Here is an 18,039-nt window from a genome sequence, read left to right on the forward strand (position 1 = left end):
TCGAGCAGCAGTGACATCCTTTCCGAATTCTAACCAGGCTGTATTCGCCGCCTGATAGCATTCCGGTCGCCTGGAATGTGCTGGCTCGTCTAACGGCCCAGATGCCGTAGCAATACCCTGATAATTCTGGCGCGCAGGAGAAAGCTTGCGACTGACACCGCAAGCGTCATACCGCCCGCCAGTTCGCCGAAACGGGCGAACGCAACGATGTTCACCATGGCGAGAACCATGATGCCGTAGAACTCGGCATTGGCCCTACCGGCAGCCAGAGCCTGATGTTCGGTGAGCATCCACTTCTGCGACAGACAGAAGGGGCATACGGACGACTCCGGGTCACGGCCGCCCACGGGTATTCCATTGATGTAGAACGGCGCGCTAGTGACCACCTTTGGAACCATCATCTTCTTGCAGCACTGGCACTTAACTTTGCTCATGACGTGAACCTGCTGGACTTGGCACATGCCTGAACGTTACCCGAGCACTGGGGAGTCCCAAGCCACCACCATGCGCATCTGCCGATGTGCTGCAAAATCAGTCGGTGTGATGCTTCTTATCGAGATGATCTGCGACCTTGTAGCCAATCACCGCAGCCACTCCCAGCGTGCCGACCACGCCGATGACCGCATAAACCAGTAGCTCAATCGAGTCCATGTCTTGCTCCTTCTGGGCTGAAAATCTGCACTGAATATAGCTTCTCATCTGCCGTGCCAATCCCAAGGACTTTATCCTCCTGAAATGCGTTCCGTCGGCTCTTGGGTGACTAAATTCCAAAGCGACCAGAGCGCCGCTCATATCCGCTCCGCGACACGTTTCAAAAAAACATGCTCACTTCCCATCTATTACTTATGGGAGTCTGACGGTTCACCTCCCATAGAGTGATCTGCCGATCTGAGCGAAGGGGTGTCGTGAAGGGGTGTCGTCTCTGTAACCCGCATGAATACTGGGTTTCAGGTCTTTCACGAGCTTTGTACAAGATAATTGGCGTTGTGAAGGGGTGTCGTGAAGGGGTGTTGTCTCTGTAACCCGCATGAATACTGGGTTTCAGGTCTTTTACGAGCGTTGTACAAGATAATTGGCGTTGTGAAGGGGTGTCGTGAAGGGGGGTTGTCTCTGTAACCCCCATGAATACTGGATTTCAGGTCTCTCACGAGCTTTGTACAAGATAGTTGGCGTTGTGAAGGGGTGTCGTGAGTAGGTGTCGTCGCTGCCGCTCTATGAATACAGGGTCTCCACAGTTCGCAATGTCCATGGCGGCAGCGGGAGAACGACAGTAGATGACAACTGAGCATCAGAAGGTATCCGCCAGGCGCGCACAGTGACAACACATGGTGGGCAAATGACGACTCTCCGGGCCAGCGAGAGGGCGCGAGCAATGAATGTGCAACAGATGACGACGACGAGTTGCTTTAGAAATCCCGCTACTCAAATGGTTAGGCTGGCTGATCGGTTTTTTGCCGGGGGACCACTGCATAGACTGCTAAAACCCCGTTTCGAGAACACATTGCAGCAGACATATCGTGGCTGGCTAACGTTCGAGTGCGGCCTTAGCACCTTTGAGTATTCGGAGCGGAGTGAAAATAGGCCGTCGGTTCTGTGACAGGGCGCCAGCTCTAAGGGGTAAACTTGCGGTTTTGCCCGTACTCCAAGGAGTTATTGCGTGAACACGGAAAATCATTCCCAGACGGCCGCGTTTCTATGGTCCATTGCCGATCTGCTGCGCGGTGACTTCAAACAATCGCAATACGGTCGCATCATCCTGCCATTCACCCTGTTACGGCGCATGGAGTGCGTGCTCGCACCGACCAAGGGTGAGGTGATCAAACAAACCTTCGCTCAGGAAGGCCGTCCGGACCAAGTGCGTGAGATGATTCTGCTGCGCGCTGCCGGCCAGCAGTTCTTCAACGGTTCGCCGCTGACCCTTGGCACGCTGTCAGACACCCAAACCGCCGCCGACCTGATGAGCTACGTGCAGGCCTTCAGCAAAGACGCCCGCGAGATCTTCGAACACTTCCACTTTGAAGACTTCGTCCAGCAACTGGAAACCGCCAACCTGCTGTACCAGGTGGTGCAGCGCTTCGCCGCCACGGATCTTAGCCCCGAGTTCATCAGCAACTTCGGCATGGGTATCATCTTCGAAGAGCTGATCCGCAAGTTCGCGGAAAGCTCCAACGAAACCGCCGGGGAGCACTTCACCCCGCGCGATATCGTGCACCTCACCACCTCGCTGGTGATCACCGATCAGGACCACAAGCTCGCGCCCAACAGCATCGTCACCATCTATGACCCAACCGCCGGCACCGGCGGTTTTCTGTCTGAGGGTGATGAGTACATCCAGTCCATCAGCGAGAAGGTCAGCGTGTCGCTGCACGGCCAGGAGCTCAACCCCGAGTCCTACGCCATCTGCAAGGCGGACATGCTGATCAAGGGCCAGGACGTGGCCAGCATCAAGCTCGGCAACACCCTATCCAACGACCAGCTTGCCGATAAGCGCTTCGACTTTATGCTCAGCAACCCGCCCTTCGGCGTGGAATGGAAGAAGGTGCAAAAGCAGATCACCGACGAGCACACGGTGAAGGGCTTCGACGGCCGCTTCGGCCCTGGCCTGCCACGGGTGTCCGACGGTTCGTTGCTGTTCCTCCTGCACCTGGTCAGCAAGATGCGTGACCCGCGCGACGGTGGCTCGCGCATCGGCATCATCCTCAACGGCTCGCCGCTGTTTACCGGCGGCGCGGGTTCGGGTGAGTCGGAGATTCGCCGCTACTTGCTGCAGAACGATCTGGTCGAAGCCATCGTCGCGCTGCCCACCGACATGTTCTACAACACCGGCATCGCCACCTATGTGTGGATACTCAGCAACCACAAGGCCGCTGCGCGCCAGGGCAAGGTGCAGTTGATCGACGGCAGCCAGCACTACGCCAAAATGCGCAAGTCGCTGGGCAGCAAGCGGCAGTACATTACCGAGGATCAGATCAGCGAGCTGGTGCGCCTGTATGGCAGCTTTGAGGAAACCGCACAGAGCAAGATCTTCCCCATCGACGCCTTCGGCTACCGCCGTATCACCGTCGAGCGCCCGCTGCGCCTGAACTTCCACACCAGTGCCGAGCGCATCGCTAAGGTGCTGGAAGAGAAAGCCCTGCAAAAACTCGACAGCGCCGTCCAGCAGCACCTGCTGGCCGCCCTGCAAACGATGGACGCCAGCGTGCTGCACCGCAACCGCGAGCAGTTCAGCACGCTGCTGAAAAAAGCCCTCACCGCTCATAGCGTCAGCCTCAGCACGCTGGAGCTAAAAGCCCTGATGAGCGCCCTGAGCGAGCGCGATTCCGAGGCGGATATCTGCATGACCAAGGGCCAGCCGGAAGTCGATGCCGGCCTGCGCGATAACGAGAACGTGCCGCTGGGCGAGTCGGTTTACTACTACTTCCAGCGTGAAGTCATCCCCCATGTGCCGGATGCCTGGATCGACGAGAGCAAGACCGATGCGCAGGACGGCGAGGTCGGTATCGTCGGCTTCGAAATTCCCTTTAACCGCCACTTTTATGTCTTCAATCCGCCGCGTGCGCTGGCTGAAATTGACAAAGATTTGAAAGCCTGCACCGACCGTATCAAGCAGATGATTGAGGGGCTGTCGGCATGAGCTTTCCTAGTTACCCGGCATACAAGGATTCTGGCGTAGAGTGGCTGGGCGAGGTGCCGCAGAATTGGTCGGTTCACTCACTTAAACGCACGGTGGATGGGTGCGTAAACGGCTTGTGGGGTGATGAGCCCGATGGCGAAAATGATATTGCAGTCATCAGAGTTGCCGACTTCGAGCGATCTTTTTCGACTGTTGGGCTCGATAAGCTGACCTACAGAAGTATCACGCATAAAGAAAGACAATCGCGACTTATCAAATCAGGTGATTTGCTGATCGAGAAATCTGGGGGCGGAGAAAAAACGCTGGTCGGCTGTGTTGTTTTGTTCACGCATGAGTTTGACGCAATTACTTCAAATTTCGTGGCGAGAATGCGACCGCTATCGGAGTTCGATAGCCAGTTTCTTTGTTATGCCTTCGGAAATCTTTACCACGGCCGGGTTAACTACCCTTCGGTGAAGCAGGTTACTGGTATCCAAAATCTTGATGCTGAGTCCTACTTGCAGGAGCGGTTTTGCTTTCCTTCGCGAGTCGAACAATCTCAAATCGCCCGTTTCCTCGACCACGAAACCGCCCGCATCGACGCGTTGATCGAAGAGCAACAGCGCCTGATCGAACTGCTCAAGGAAAAGCGCCAGGCGGTCATCTCCCATGCAGTCACAAAAGGCCTCGACCCCACGGCGCCGCTGAAAGACTCCGGCGTGGAGTGGCTAGGCGAGGTGCCAGCACATTGGGTGGTGGCCGGCCTGAAATGGTTTTGGTCAGTAACAGACTGCAAGCACATCACCGCTGAGTTTGTGGACGAAGGCATCCCTCTCGCGAGTATTCGCGAAGTGCAGAGTCGTTATGTCGCTCTCGATAACGCAAAGCAGACCACGGAAGTATTTTATCGGCAGCTAATTGAGGGAGGTCGAGAGCTTGTTGCAGGCGATTTAATATTCAGTCGTAACGCAACGGTTGGTGAGGTAGCACAAGTCGCTAATTGGCATCCTCCTTTTGCCATGGGGCAAGATGTGTGTGTACTGAAAAAACAATATGAATGGCTTTCGAGTGATTACTTGCAGGCCGTTTTACGCTCACCAGTCGTTATGGTTCAGCTTGATAACCTGATGATCGGTTCGACCTTCAAACGAGTAAACGTGGAAGATATTCGGGGCATTACTGTGCCCATGCCGCCGCAGGGCGAACAGAAGATCATCGCCGAGTATTTGATCCAAAAAACCGAAATGTTCGACTCGTTGCTTGGTGAAGCGCAAAACACGATAGCTCTTCTCCAAGAACGCCGCTCCGCCCTAATCTCCGCCGCCGTCACCGGCAAAATCGACGTACGCAGCTGGCAGCTACCAGCCAGTGCAACATCCCCTGAATTAGCACAAGAGGCCGTGTAATGGCGGACAGCAAGGAAGCTCAGTTTCAGCAGGACATTATCGAGGCCCTATCCGCCCAAGGCTGGCTAGTCGGCACGGCCAGTGGCTATGACCGTCGCACGGCGTTGTACACCGAAGATGTGCTGGGCTACTTCAAGGACGCCTGGCCGGAGCGTTGGGACAAGTTCGCCAAGGCCAACCCGAATGATCCAGACGGTGTGCTGGTGCAAAAACTGGTGCGCGAGCTGGAGCAGAGCGGCACCCTGGATGTGCTGCGCCACGGCTTTAAGCTGCCGGCGGTAAAGGTCGAGCTGTGCAGCTTCCAGCCCGACCACGGGATGAACCCGGACACCCTCAAACGCTACCAGTGCAACCGCCTGCGCGTGGTGCCGGAGGTGTCCTACTCGCCGCATGCGCGTGATGCCGCTAGCGGCGAGCAGAGCTACAACCCACGGCTGGATCTGGTGCTGTTCGTCAACGGCATCCCCACCGCCACGCTGGAGCTGAAAAGCGAGTTCAAGCAATCGGTGGAAAACGCGAAGCGCCAATACCGCCAAGACCGCCCGGTAAAAGACCCGCTCACCCGCAAACCCGAGCCGCTGCTGACCTTCAAACGCGGCGCGCTGGTGCACTTTGCCGTGGGCCAGACCGAGGTGGCGATGACCACCAAGCTGGCGGGTAAAGACACGTTCTTTTTGCCGTTCAACCTCGGCAGCGCCGAAGGCGGCGCGGGCAACCCGATGCCTGCGGATGACAGCCAATACGCCACCAGCTACCTATGGCAACGCCTGCTGCCGCCGGACGCCTGGCTCAAGGTGCTGGGGCGCTTTCTGCACCTGGAGAAGAAAACCAGTGAAGGCTTCGACGGCACGCCCGTGACCAAGGAAACCATGATCTTCCCGCGTTACCACCAGTGGGAAGTGGTCAACACGCTGATCAACACCACCCGCGCCGAAGGGCCGGGTAAGCGTTATTTGATCCAGCACAGCGCAGGCTCAGGCAAGTCCAACTCCATCGCCTGGACCGCCCATCAACTGGCCTCGCTGTACGACGAAGCCGGTCAGCGGTTGTTCAACTCGGTGATCGTGGTCACCGACCGTACGGTGCTGGACAGCCAACTGCAGAACACCATCTACCAATTCGAGCACGCCCAAGGTGTGGTCAAGCCGATCAGCCGTGATGTTGGCAACCAGAGCAAGTCCGAGCAACTGGCCGAGGCGCTAGCCGAGCAGACGCGCATCATCATCGTCACCATCCAGACCTTTCCGGCGCTGTTCGATGCTCTGGACAAGTACCCCAAGCTGGCCAGCGGGCGCTATGCGGTGATCGCTGACGAGGCGCACTCCTCGCAAACCGGCTCATCCGCCAGCAAGCTGAAACAGATTCTTGGCAGTGACGCGCTGGATGCTGAAGAAGTCAGTGCCGAAGAGCTGTTGGACGCCGCCGTGCAGGCTCGCCAACCGAATGAGCGCATCAGCTACTACGCCTTTACCGCCACCCCCAAGGCCAAGACCCTGGAGCTGTTCGGCCGTGAGCCTGATCCGACGTTACCGCGCAGTGCCGACAACAATCCGGAGCCGTTTCACCTGTACTCCATGCGCCAGGCCATCGAGGAGGGTTTTATCCTCGATGTGCTGCGCAACTACACCACCTACAGCACCGCCTGGAAGATCGCCCACCCGGATGGCGAAGACGACGAGGTGGACAGCAAGAAGGCGCGCATCAAGCTGGCGCGCTGGGTGCGTTTGCATCCGTACAACATCAGCCAGAAGGTTGAGGTAATCGTCGAGCACTTCCGCGCCAATATCCGTGGCCTGCTGAATGGCCAGGCCAAGGCCATGGTGGTGACCAGCAGCCGCCAGGAAGCGGTGCGCTACCAGTTGGCGGTGAAGGCGTATGTGCAGCAGATGGGTTACAGCGATGTACACCCGCTGGTGGCGTTCTCCGGCAGCGTGTTGCCGGATGAGGTGATCTCCGAGGAGGTGACGGAAAGCAGCAGCCTGCTCAACGCCGGCCTGAATGGCCGTGACCTGGCGCAAGCGTTCCACACCCAGGACTTCAACGTAATGATCGCGGCCAACAAATACCAGACCGGCTTCGATCAGCCCAAGCTGTGCGCCATGTACGTGGACAAGAAGCTGCAAGGCGTGGACTGCGTGCAGACCCTGTCGCGGCTGAACCGCACCTTCGGTGACAGCAAGGAAACCTTTATCCTCGACTTCTTCAACGAGCCGCAGGACATTCTCGACGCCTTCTTGCCGTACTACACCAAGGCCGAGCTGACCGACGTGACCGACCCGCAGATCATCTATGACCTGCAGAAGAAGCTGGATGCCGAGGGCATCTATCACTGGCAGGAGGTCGAGACGTTCGCTATGGCCTTCTTCGACCCCAAGGCGGCCGCCAGCAAGCTCAGCTACTACTGCACGCCGGCCAAGGAGCGCTTTGCTAAGCGTTATGCCTTCTCCGTTGAGTCGCGCCAGCAGGCGCTGGACTTCAAACGCACTGCCGAGGCCAATGGCGACAGCGCCGGCCTGAAAAAGGCCGAGCACGCACTGAAAGAGGCCGGCGAGCAGGTGGACCAGCTCGACCTGTTCCGCAAGAACCTGCAGAGCTTTGTGCGCCTGTATGAGTTCCTCTCTCAAATCGTGCCTTATGAGGACCGCGAGCTGGAGCAGCTGTGCGTGTATGCCAAGCACCTGCACCCGCTGCTGCGCGTGGATCGCCTGCAACAAGACGACGTGGACGTGGGCGAGCTGCAACTGAGCCACTACCGCCTGAGCAAGCGAGCCGAGCACCAGCTGCGGCTGAGTGAGGGGGAAGGCGAATACAAGCTAAAGCCGGGTAGCGATGTGGGCAGCGGTAAGCCGCATGACCCGGAGAAGAAGCGCCTGTCTGAAATCATCGACGCGCTGAACGATATCTTCGGTGCCGAGGTGAGCGATGACGACCAACTGCAGTTCCTCACCGGTATCGCCCAGCGCATCAGCCGTCAGGAAGATGTGATGGCTCAGGTGAACAACCACTCGGTGGAGCAAGTAATGCACGGCCTGTTCCCCAAGCGCGTGCTGGATACCGTGTTGGACGCTATGACCGACCACGAGAAGCTGTCGCTGGAAGTGCTGGATAACGAGACCAAGAGCCGGGCGTTTGCGCTGGTGATTTTGAAGATGCTGAAGACGGCTGCGGGGCTCGATGAGAATGGCTTGCGCGGCGGCCTACAAGGTTAGGGAGTGACGATGGCAATTCCGGATTTTCAAAGTGTGATGCGGCCGGTGCTTGCCACCGTACAGAACGGTGCGCCGCTGCCGCTCAATGAGTTGCGCGAGCGGATGGCCGATCAGTTCCAGCTGACCGAGGATGAGCGCAAGGAGCGCCTGCCCTCCGGCCATCAGACGGTGATCAACAACCGTGTGGGCTGGGCGCGTACCTACCTGAACAAGGCCGGACTGCTGTGCATTCCCGCCAAGGGCATGGTGCAGATCACTGCGCGTGGCCGGGACGCTTTGGTCAGTGGCCCCGAGCGCATCACTGTGAGCTGGCTGAAGCAGTTTCCCGAGTTCGCGGACTTCCATACCACCAAGCCTCAAGTAGCTGATTTACCTGCTGCGCTGGACATTGAGATTTCCGAGACCACGCCGGATGAGCAACTGGCCGAAGCGCATCAGGCATTAGTGCAGTCACTGGCAGACGAGCTGCTGGCGCAAGTGCGGGCAGCGACACCTAGCTTCTTTGAACAGCTGGTGGTCGATCTGATGATCGCCATGGGCTACGGCGGTTCGCGCAAGGAAGCCGGCAAGGCGACTCAAGCGACCAATGATGGCGGTATCGACGGCATCATCAAAGAAGACAAGCTCGGTCTTGACGTGATCTACCTGCAAGCCAAGCGCTGGACCAACACGGTGCATCGCCCGGAGATCGACAAGTTCATCGGAGCCTTAACCCGCCAACGAGCGCGAAAGGGCGTGTTTATCACCACTTCGGACTTTTCCGATGGTGCCCGTACTGCAGCGCTGGGGCTGGATATCAAGGTGGTGCTGATCGACGGTGTTGGGCTGGCGCGTCTGATGGTGGAGAACAACCTGGGGGTGAGCGTTAAGCAGGTGTACGAGGTGAAGCAGCTCGACAGCGACTACTTCGCAGAGGCGTGAGTCACAACCCAGGTAGCCGGCTCACCCAAAGTATGAACTCGGAGATCACTGTTGTTGTGGCAGTTTTTATCCCTGCCAGGGGTAAGGGCTACCTACGAAACCTACAGAACTAGGTTTCGTAGGTTTTGTAGGTCGTCCTACCGGTCTTTTTAGTGAACAGGTTGGGTTGAGCTACGTTTTTCGCCACACATAGCGAATCGATGGGCGTCCACCTTTTTCTCCGGCCACCTCGTAGCCAACGATGAAGTTATGTTCAGCTAGAACGGTGAGCGCATTATTTACCGCGTCCTGCGTGCCTAATCCTGTCCAATCCTTCTGGCGCACCTCTCGGGCAGTAAATGGCTCGGGCAATTTCTGCTGGCGCTCCAGAATCAGTCGCGCAGCGATTAGTGGTGCGTTGATTGCCGCCCCGTACAGCCGCTGGGCGTGGCTCATCAGGTAGTTCGCCCAGTTTATGGCGCGGTCAGTGGACTCAGCGCCCACGGCTTCCCGTCCGCCTTCAATCAGCTCAAATAGGAGGGCCAAGCCTGCAATGGTTTTCGGCATTTTCAGGTAATGGGATTGCAATGCGGGGTGAAGATGATCGCTCCGGCTTGCTTGCATGTGGGAGGTATACCAGGCGATAAACTTCTCCTGGGCTTCAGGGGTAAATCTGAGGGCAGAGCGAGGCTCCTCAGGTATCTGGTCGAGCTGTTCGATAACCTCCGAGACGCGCTCAGCGGCGATTTTGTTCGGCCAACGGTCGATATAGCGCCACTCTCGAACATCGTCGGGATATACCGCCAGCTGCAGGCGCTGAATCAGGCCGTCATCCAGTTCGCCGCTGACGGCAGCGTTTACAAGGGACGCAATTCGTGAGGGTTGAATCCCGCCGATCAACGATAAACAACATGATTTGATATAAATGGTTCCTCGGCCGATACGGTCATAGGTGAATGAGCCGTTGCCGTCGAAACATTCCAAATAAAATGCTCGCGCAACCGAGCCGTCTTCGCTCTGCATCGTTGCCAGCCAGCCCCCCAGCTCGTCACGCTCAACTACTAGGCCGTTTGGATTCTCGTTGAGCAGCTCGCCGAGTTTTTCCACCGTTGCGTCGTTGACGATGTAGCGCCGCTGGATTGGGGGTGGGTTCTCGCTTGAGTGACGTTTCAGTTCTGCCTGAGCTGCATTCTCGTCACCACCACTGTATAGCTTTCTGGCTTTTACCCTGGCTGCATTGCGCTTCATGTCGTACAGCTCGCTAGCGGCCTCGTGCTCGGCTTGAGCCTGGCTATAGCGTTCTCGCTCTCTGGCATCTAATGCGCGCAATGGAAGCAGGGCCTGTTTGAGTGCCGGCGTTTTCATCGCAGACGGTCGCCCGATGATGACGCCCCACTGGTTGGGAATGACCATCCAGTCATCGTGTTGTTTCGGATAGACGGTGAATTTGCGCCCGACTACGGTGCTGACTGCCACGATAAGCGCGACCCCAACAAAATCAGGTGGGCACTGGGTACGCTCAGAAACATCCCGCACGTACTCCTGAAGAGCAGTAGGCAATAGTGCATCAAGCCAGGGCACGACCCTGGCCAACCCGCTCGGTAGTGGCTTTGGCGCAATGTTAGGGTTCATGTATGCGGCAAGTGCCGGCGCGGGCATCTCTGCTAAGAACGACGGTATCTGCTCGTGTGTAGTCATTGGTCTTCTCGCCAGGCGAGATCCAGAGCGATACCATCACGCTCGCTGATCTTGCTCTCCAGCCAGGCTTCCACCTCTGCGACAACGAAGTAAACCCCAGCCTGTTTGCTCGGGCCAAATTTGATGGGGCGAGGGAAGCTGGCATCGGTTTCGCGTAGCTTTTCTAGTCCGGAGCGGCTCTTGTCAAAGCAGTGCTGAAGAGAGGTGTGACTGATCAGGTATTTCTTGGGGGCATGTGTCGACATGTGTGGGGCTCTGTGTGTAAGTCGACTCCTATTAAATATCCTGTCCGGTCAGTTGGGGGGCGATTTCAAACCAAAAAAGCGCCGGAAAACGTTCTGTCGATTGTTGAAGTAAAGGCGACAGCCGCGGATGGCTTTGCGGTTAGACAGTCCAGGGCGCCGCGCACATTGTCGGAGACTTCTGACGATCCTTGCTGCTCCACCCATTTGGACAATCCATAATGGCTGCCTCGAGCGCGAGCTGATTTTCGTTGATCTTGTAAAGCAAAGTGGGGAGCAGGGCTGAGTTGGGCGTGGGAGGTCCGATTTTTGAGATGAGAGATGCGATTTTTTGGCTGTTCTGCTACATCCCTAGTTCTCACTCTTTAGCATTCTAGACTTTTTGATTCGAAGATCGCACCACTCGATTACCTCTACCCTAACCCAGGCCACAGCTCGACCACCTAGTTTAACTTGTCGTGGAAATGTGCTCTGACTTACCATTTTGTAGATCGTACTAGTCGACATACCTGTAATTCGCTTTACTTCAGCCAGCCTAATGAAAAGGATCGGTTGTCGACTAAGATCATTTGACTCTCTAGGTCGAGAAAATGTATCAGCCTCAGGTTTTTCGACTTCGCGCGGCTCTTGGCTCAAGGATTTGGTAGCCTGCTTTCTCGTCCGATCAAGCTCAAGCTTGGCTCTATCTCGCTGTCGATCAATGTAATCAGCAAGATCCGACAGATGAACGCCTCGTGCAGTTTTTTCGTTCAGCTCCATGGAGACAATCGGTAGGTCAATCTCGCCTGAGGAGACCTTTGTTCGTAGATTTGCTGGTGTCAGATGAGTGAAATAGTCGGCGCATACCCGACTCAAGGACACAATCGTCTGGCCATGATATTGAGCCATTAAGAGAAAAAGAGTGTTCATCGCTCGACTCCTTCGCATAACGGCGGTATTAATCTACCGGTGCGGTTTGTTCCATCTTTCGGGTCCAAGCATTTTGCCACTCTCTCTGCTCAAGTCGACTCACGAAAAACCTTAAAGCGCTGGCACTCATTGCGACGATGGTAGTTATATATTCGAAGCGTTCACCGTATACGCCTGCAATCGCCAGCGCGGTCATCGCGGCTAGCCCAGCAGCCGTAGAAGCCAGTACGCAGTCTTTGACTTCGTTCGCTACGGGTCTTGGGCCTTTGGTCGAAGTCACGAAAGCCTCGTCTTCCTTCGCGCGCGAATGACAGCTGTCAGGTCCTTCTGCGTTTTCATTCATCTTTGCACCGCTCCTGGTTATCGCCTGAGCTTAGCGCGAATGCAGCAGATGATCATCGCAGATGCTGTCATTAAGCTGGCATAACCGAGCCAAAACCACACATTCAGGCACAAAAAAGGCACTTGCGATAAACGCTAAGTGCCTGATTTGTATAGCTTATTTGGTGGAGCCGGGGGGATTTGAACCCCCGTCCGCCAGTACTCTGCTGTCGGTACTACATGCGTAGCCGTTTCTATTAAGTTAACCCTCAGCGACCCGAAGGGCAGGGTGCTTTGGGCGAGTTGTGTAAGTTTTAGCCGCTTCGTCCACAACGTACTGCACGGCGATTCTGTTCTATATGACAATCACTTTGGGTTTACAGACATCCCCTGATGATTGCTGGACCCGAAGGTACCAGGAGGGAAGGGCTAAGGCTGCTTACGCAGCGAGAGCGTATTCCCCGTAGGTTTCGTCATTGGCAACTATAGAAAGTTGCAACAGTGGATTTACGAGTTCTGTTACCAACTCGGCATGCACCTAAAGGTTCGCAACCGGCGTCGAATCCTAAACGGCCCCGTGCTTGTTACTCGGTGTAATCGTGAGTGACAAGCCTGTGCAGTGTACGTCAAACGGTCACAGAAGGCCAACCCGAAAGGTGGGGCTTGAGCGGTTGGCGGGTTATGGGTTGCCGCCTTTGTCCAGGTTCTTCAGGTCTTGCAGGGCCTTGGTGGTGATTTCGATACACTTCTTTTCATCGCCGGATGCGTGGGCGGCCTTGGCTTGGGAGACGGCAGTGTCGATTTCGCCGCGTTTGCCACTGGTGTCGGTGGCGAGCAGCACCTTGTTGTCGTTGATCCTATTCAGATTGATCTGACATAAGTCTGCTTCATTGCCTGCAGCGAACACGGGGGAAGCCAGCATCGCAGCGGTAACGAATACACCCGCCAGTACGGAACGCTTCATAGGTATCTCCTTGTGCAAAGAGGTCTCGATGCTGCGCGGTATGTGCGGGCAGCCGGCGAGGTCATTGATCGGCCCCGGTTGCCCGGGGCTTAAGCAAGTGACTACGCCAGTGCGTTGGGGTTCGTTTTTATTGCGCGGGCCTGGGTCACCCGGTCGACCAGGTAGACCAGGCCGTGGTAATCGATCCCTCCGTGCTGGGTCAGGCCGATCTCACAGGTGCGGCTGGTGGAGATGCCTTCGCTGCAGTACTGCACGGCGTCCTTGAGGGAGCGCAGGGAATGGGCGTTGAGTTCCGGGGTGGTGAAGCCTTTGTCGCCGGCAAACCCGCAGCAGTGGATGCCTTCGGGGATGACCACATTGTTGCTGCAACGCCGGGCCAAGTCGATCAGGGCCTGGCTTTCGCCCAGGTGCTGGGTGCTGCAGGTGACGTGTACGGCAATCGGCGCGTCCTGGGGTGTGAAGTCCAGGCGGTCCATCAGGTGGGTGCGGATAAAACGGACCGGGTCGTAGAGGTCCAGGCGTGTTTGCCTCAGGTCCTGGACCAGGCGCAGGGTGCAGGGGCTGGTGTCGCAGTAGATCGGGTCGAGGCCGCCACGGCTGGCGTGGAGCAGGGCGCCGATCAGTTCCTGGCGTTTGTGCTCGGCCTGTTCGGCGTAGCCTTTGGAGGCAAAGGGCTGGCCGCAGCACAGGCTGTCCGGGTTGTCCGGGATGACCACCTGATAGCCGGCTTTTTCCAGCAGGCCACGGGTTTTTTCGTACAGCGACATTTGCTCTTTATCCCCGGCCGCCGGGCCCATTGCCCGCGAGACACAGGCCGCGAGGTAGACCACGCGTGGGCGTTCATCGGTGACGGCAGGGCTGAAGCGGATGGCTTTTTCTGGCTGCGGCATAGCGCTGGTCCACTGCGGGATTTGTCCCTTGGACAGCTTGGTCACGGAGGCTGAGAGTTTCGCCAGGCGGGGTGCGCCGAGCAGCATGCGTGCGCCGTTGGCCACATGCAGGGTGAAACGGGCACCTTGCAGCGCAGTGGAGAAATGGCTGGCCAGCCACTCGGCGGTTTTCGTACTGCCTGCTTCACGGCTGCGCAGTTTTTTCACCAGGTCGCCGGTATTGATGCCTACCGGGCAGCGCTGGGCGCACAAGCCGGTGGCGGCACAGGTGTCGATGCCTTGATAGTGATACGCCGCTTCCAGTTCGGTGGTGTCGACGCCGGCGCGTTTGCGTGCCTGGATATCGCGCCAGATCACAATGCGCTGGCGCGGGCTCAGGGTCAGGCCCTTGGAGGGGCACACCGGCTCGCAGAAACCGCACTCGATGCACTTATCCACAATCTCATCGGCGGCCGGCAGGGGCTTGAGGTTTTTGAGGTGGATTTGCGGGTCTTCGCTGAGCACCACGTCCGGGTTGAGAATGCCGTTGGGGTCGAGCAGGCGCTTGAGTTGCCACATCAATTGATAGGCATCGCTGCCCCATTCCAGTTCGACGAAGGGCGCCATATTACGCCCGGTGCCGTGCTCGGCTTTCAGCGAACCGCCGAACTCCACGGCCACCAGTTGCGCCACGTCATCCATGAACGCCTGGTAGCGTGTGACTTCTTCCGCACTGTTGAAGCCTTGGGTGAACACAAAGTGCAGATTGCCTTCCAGGGCGTGTCCGAAAAGGATGGCTTCATCGTAGTGATGCTTGTCGAACAACTCGATCAAGCGATTCACGCCAATGGCCAGTTGCTCTACCGGGAAGGTCACGTCTTCGATGATCACCGTGGTGCCCGTCTTGCGTACGGCGCCGACGGCAGGGAAGGTGTCCTTGCGGATGGCCCACAGGCGCGCGTTTTCCAGCGGGTTTTCGGTGAAGTCGACTTGCTTCTCGACCGGGAACTCGGCCAGCGAGGCCATGATCAGCGCCAGTTGCTCATGCAGCAGTGTGGACGAGGCTGCGCGGGATTCGATCAAGAGTGCGCAGGCACCTTCCGATAGCTGTTGTACGAACGCGGGCATCCCGGGTTTGTCTTGCACCGAGCGCATGCTGCGCCGGTCCAGTAACTCGACCGCCGACACGGGCTGGGTTTTCAGCACGGTCACGGCGTTGCAGCAGGTTTCTACATCGGGGAATACGATCAGGGCCGATGCCTTGTTCGGGTGATCGATCACCGTGTCGTAGGTCACGGCGCTGATAAAGCCCAGGGTGCCTTCGGAACCCACGAGCAAATGGCTGAGGATGTCCAGTGGCTCGTCGAAGTCCACCAGGGCGTTGAGTGACAGGCCGGTGGTGTTTTTCAGACGGTATTTATGGCGAATTTTTGCAGCCAATTCAGAATTGGCCCGAGTCTCGCGGCCCAGGGTGGCCAAGCGCTCAAGTAACTGGCTATGTTGCTCGCGGAACGCGGCGACGCTGGCGGCATCCTCGGTGTCGAGACGGCTGCCGTCGGCCAGCACCAGGCGAATCCCGGCCAGGGTGTGGTAGGTGTTCTGGGCGGTGCCGCAGCACATGCCGCTGGCATTGTTGGCGACGATTCCGCCGATCTTGCAGGCATTGATCGACGCCGGATCCGGGCCGATCTTACGCCCGAACGGCGCAAGCCAGGCGTTGGCCTGGGCCCCGATCACCCCGGGTTGCAGGCGGATTTGCGTACCTTGGCCACGAATCTCGCGCCCGTTCCAGTTATCGCCGAGCACGATCAGTACCGAATCGCTGATGGCCTGGCCGGAAAGGCTGGTGCCGGCGGCACGAAAGGTCACTGGCACGCGGTCGCGTTGTGCCAGTTGCAGCAGTTCGACCACTTCATCTTCCGACTCGACGCGGACCACCAGTTGTGGGATCAGTCGGTAAAAACTGGCGTCGGTGCCGAAAGCCAGGGTGGAAAGAGGGTCGTCAAAGCGCCGATCTTTCGGGATCAGTCGTGCGACAGCATCAAGGAACGCGACGGGCAGACTCATGGGGCCTCCAGGGTCAGCAGCACCCAGTCTGGGGAGCCTTGGCGCCAGGGACCAGCAGACTGGGTTGTGAATAGCTGACGCCGCACGGTGGCTGCGGCGTCGGTTCTTACGGTATTGCCTGTGGTCTTAGTGCACCAGCATGCCGGTGAACCAGTACGCCTGGGCGTAGGTGATCAGGCCGACAATCGTGGCGAAAAACAGGCTGTGCTTGAGGGTAAAGCGGAACAGGTCGGATTCCTTGCCCACCAGGCCGGTCGCGGCGCAGGCCACGGCGATCGATTGTGGAGAGATCATCTTGCCGGTTACGCCGCCACTGGTGTTCGCCGCTACCAGCAAGGTGTCGCTGACGCCGATCTGGTGTGCGGTGGTGGCTTGCAGGGAGCTGAACAAGGCGTTGGACGAGGTATCGGAACCGGTGAGGAACACGCCCAGCCAGCCAAGGAACGGCGAGAAGAACGGGAATGCCGCGCCGGTGCCGGCCAAGACCAGAGCCATGGTCGAAGACATGCCGGAGTAGTTGGTCACGAATGCGAATGCCAGCACCATGCCGATGGACAGGATCGGCCAGCGCAGCTCGTAGAAAGTCTCTTTCAAAGTGGTAAGACCAGTTTTGAAATTGATTTTCAGCACCAACATGGAGATCAGTGCCGAGAAGAAAATCGCCGTGCCGGTGGCGGAAATCGGGTCCAACTTGAATACGGCTGGAATGGCCGTCGGGTTGGTGACGATGGGGGCAACTTTGACCACCATCTGGTCCAGGTGCGGAATCGCAAAGTTGAACACCCAGCTGTACATCGACCCGCCGGCGGCGAACATCGCCTTGAACGGCTTGAGGGTCCAGATGGTGACCAGTACGGTGAGGATCAGGAACGGCGACCAGGCTTTGAAAATTTCCATCAGGCTGTAAGGCGAAGCCACAGATGTGCGCGGCTGGCCGAAACCGCCGACGCTGCCAGTGACCGAAACGCTGGAGGTGGCGCCAGCAATCTGTGCGCCCGCAGTGCGCTTGGGCTGCCAGACTTTCAGGAACAGGGTCAGGGAGATCAGGCTGGCCAGGGCCGAGGTGATGTCTGGCAGTTCCGGGCCAATAAAGTTGGAGGTGAAGTACTGGGTGATGGCAAAGCTCAAACCGGCCACCAGTGCGGCGGGCCAGGTTTCCTTGACGCCGCGTATACCGTCCATCATGAACACCAGCCAGAACGGCACGAACAGCGACAGCAGCGGCAACTGGCGGCCAGTCATGGCGCCGATCTTGAATGCATCGATGCCGGTGACCTGGCCGGCCACGATGATCGGGATCCCCAGGGCGCCGAACGCCACTGGCGCGGTATTGGCAATCAGGCACAGGCCGGCGGCGTACAGTGGGTTGAAGCCCAGGCCGACCAGCAGCGCGGCAGTAATCGCCACGGGTGCACCGAAACCGGCAGCACCTTCCAGGAATGCGCCGAAGCAGAAGCCGATCAGCAGCACTTGCAGGCGCTGGTCATCGGTAATCGACAGCACCGAGCTGCGGATCACTTCAAACTGGCCACTCTTGACTGTCAGTTTGTATAGGAATACCGCGGCGACGATGATCCAGGCGATTGGCCACAAGCCGTAGGCAAAGCCGTAGCCGGCAGCGGCGAATGCCATATCGACCGGCATCTGGAAGGCAAAGATCGCCACCAGGATCGACAGCGCCAGGGTGATGCTCCCGGCAACATGACCTTTAAGGCGAAACACCGCCAGGGCCAGGAAGAAAAAGACGATGGGAATAACGGCGGCCAGTGCGGACAGGCCAAGGCTGCCGAGTGGGCTGTAAAGCTGTTGCCAGGTTTGCATATGGGGTGGCCCCTAATTGT

At 57.9% G+C, this 18,039-nt stretch carries 12 protein-coding genes, 1 other RNA gene and 1 pseudogene; 4 read left to right on the forward strand and 10 right to left on the reverse strand.

The features are described 5' to 3' along the window. Positions 1 to 89: 89 nt before the first annotated feature. Complete coding sequence (locus BLL38_RS11635; protein ID WP_076962720.1) at positions 90 to 434, reverse strand: hypothetical protein; 345 nt, start codon at positions 432 to 434, stop codon at positions 90 to 92. Positions 435 to 1,657: 1,223 nt separating this feature from the next. On the opposite strand from BLL38_RS11635, the gene BLL38_RS11645 reads away from it, so the two are divergent. From BLL38_RS11645 to BLL38_RS11660, 4 genes are read left to right on the forward strand one after another with little or no spacing between them, the layout of a single operon-like run. After that, positions 1,658 to 3,634, forward strand: coding sequence for a type I restriction-modification system subunit M (locus BLL38_RS11645; protein ID WP_076962722.1), 1,977 nt, complete (start codon positions 1,658 to 1,660; stop codon positions 3,632 to 3,634). Further along, positions 3,631 to 5,019 carry a restriction endonuclease subunit S gene (locus BLL38_RS11650; RefSeq protein WP_076962723.1) on the forward strand — a complete coding sequence of 463 codons (1,389 nt, stop codon included), beginning with the start codon at positions 3,631 to 3,633 and terminating at the stop codon, positions 5,017 to 5,019. Before BLL38_RS11645 ends, BLL38_RS11650 begins: the two co-directional genes overlap by 4 nt. Continuing rightward, entirely contained in the window at positions 5,019 to 8,228 is a 3,210-nt protein-coding gene (locus BLL38_RS11655; protein WP_076962724.1) for a type I restriction endonuclease subunit R, read from the forward strand. Before BLL38_RS11650 ends, BLL38_RS11655 begins: the two co-directional genes overlap by 1 nt. Before the next feature lie 9 nt (positions 8,229 to 8,237). After that, on the forward strand, positions 8,238 to 9,149 hold the full coding sequence (locus tag BLL38_RS11660) for a restriction endonuclease (RefSeq protein WP_076962725.1): 912 nt from the start codon (positions 8,238 to 8,240) through the stop codon (positions 9,147 to 9,149). A gap of 171 nt (positions 9,150 to 9,320) precedes the next feature. Here BLL38_RS11660 and BLL38_RS11665 read toward each other — a convergent pair whose 3' ends face one another. The 9 genes and pseudogenes from BLL38_RS11665 to BLL38_RS11700 all read right to left on the reverse strand — a co-directional run bounded on the left by BLL38_RS11665 (position 9,321) and on the right by BLL38_RS11700 (position 18,019). After that, positions 9,321 to 10,826: a YfjI family protein gene (locus BLL38_RS11665; protein ID WP_076962726.1), complete on the reverse strand. Its 1,506-nt coding sequence runs from the start codon at positions 10,824 to 10,826 to the stop codon at positions 9,321 to 9,323. Continuing rightward, entirely contained in the window at positions 10,823 to 11,071 is a 249-nt protein-coding gene (locus BLL38_RS11670; protein WP_076962727.1) for a helix-turn-helix transcriptional regulator, read from the reverse strand. Before BLL38_RS11670 ends, BLL38_RS11665 begins: the two co-directional genes overlap by 4 nt. Positions 11,072 to 11,136: 65 nt before the next feature. Beyond that, positions 11,137 to 11,375: pseudogene (locus BLL38_RS31400) on the reverse strand (hypothetical protein). Positions 11,376 to 11,419: 44 nt separating this feature from the next. Continuing rightward, complete coding sequence (locus BLL38_RS31735) at positions 11,420 to 11,995, reverse strand: pyocin activator PrtN family protein (protein WP_346243166.1); 576 nt, start codon at positions 11,993 to 11,995, stop codon at positions 11,420 to 11,422. Between the two features lie 10 nt (positions 11,996 to 12,005). Continuing rightward, positions 12,006 to 12,320, reverse strand: coding sequence for a hypothetical protein (locus tag BLL38_RS11680; RefSeq protein WP_076962729.1), 315 nt, complete (start codon positions 12,318 to 12,320; stop codon positions 12,006 to 12,008). Positions 12,321 to 12,481: 161 nt separating this feature from the next. Next, positions 12,482 to 12,875, reverse strand: a transfer-messenger RNA (tmRNA) gene (gene ssrA, locus BLL38_RS11685). A gap of 102 nt (positions 12,876 to 12,977) precedes the next feature. After that, entirely contained in the window at positions 12,978 to 13,262 is a 285-nt protein-coding gene (locus BLL38_RS11690; RefSeq protein ID WP_076962730.1) for a hypothetical protein, read from the reverse strand. Between the two features lie 101 nt (positions 13,263 to 13,363). Continuing rightward, the gene (locus BLL38_RS11695; RefSeq protein ID WP_076962731.1) at positions 13,364 to 16,198 is read right to left on the reverse strand and encodes an FAD-binding and (Fe-S)-binding domain-containing protein; all 2,835 of its coding nucleotides are present in this window, start codon (positions 16,196 to 16,198) and stop codon (positions 13,364 to 13,366) included. 126 nt (positions 16,199 to 16,324) lie between these two features. Further along, complete coding sequence (locus BLL38_RS11700; protein WP_076962732.1) at positions 16,325 to 18,019, reverse strand: lactate permease LctP family transporter; 1,695 nt, start codon at positions 18,017 to 18,019, stop codon at positions 16,325 to 16,327. Positions 18,020 to 18,039: the final 20 nt, after the last annotated feature.

The organism is Pseudomonas gessardii (assembly GCF_001983165.1).
GTDB classification, from domain to species: Bacteria; Pseudomonadota; Gammaproteobacteria; order Pseudomonadales; family Pseudomonadaceae; genus Aquipseudomonas; species Aquipseudomonas gessardii.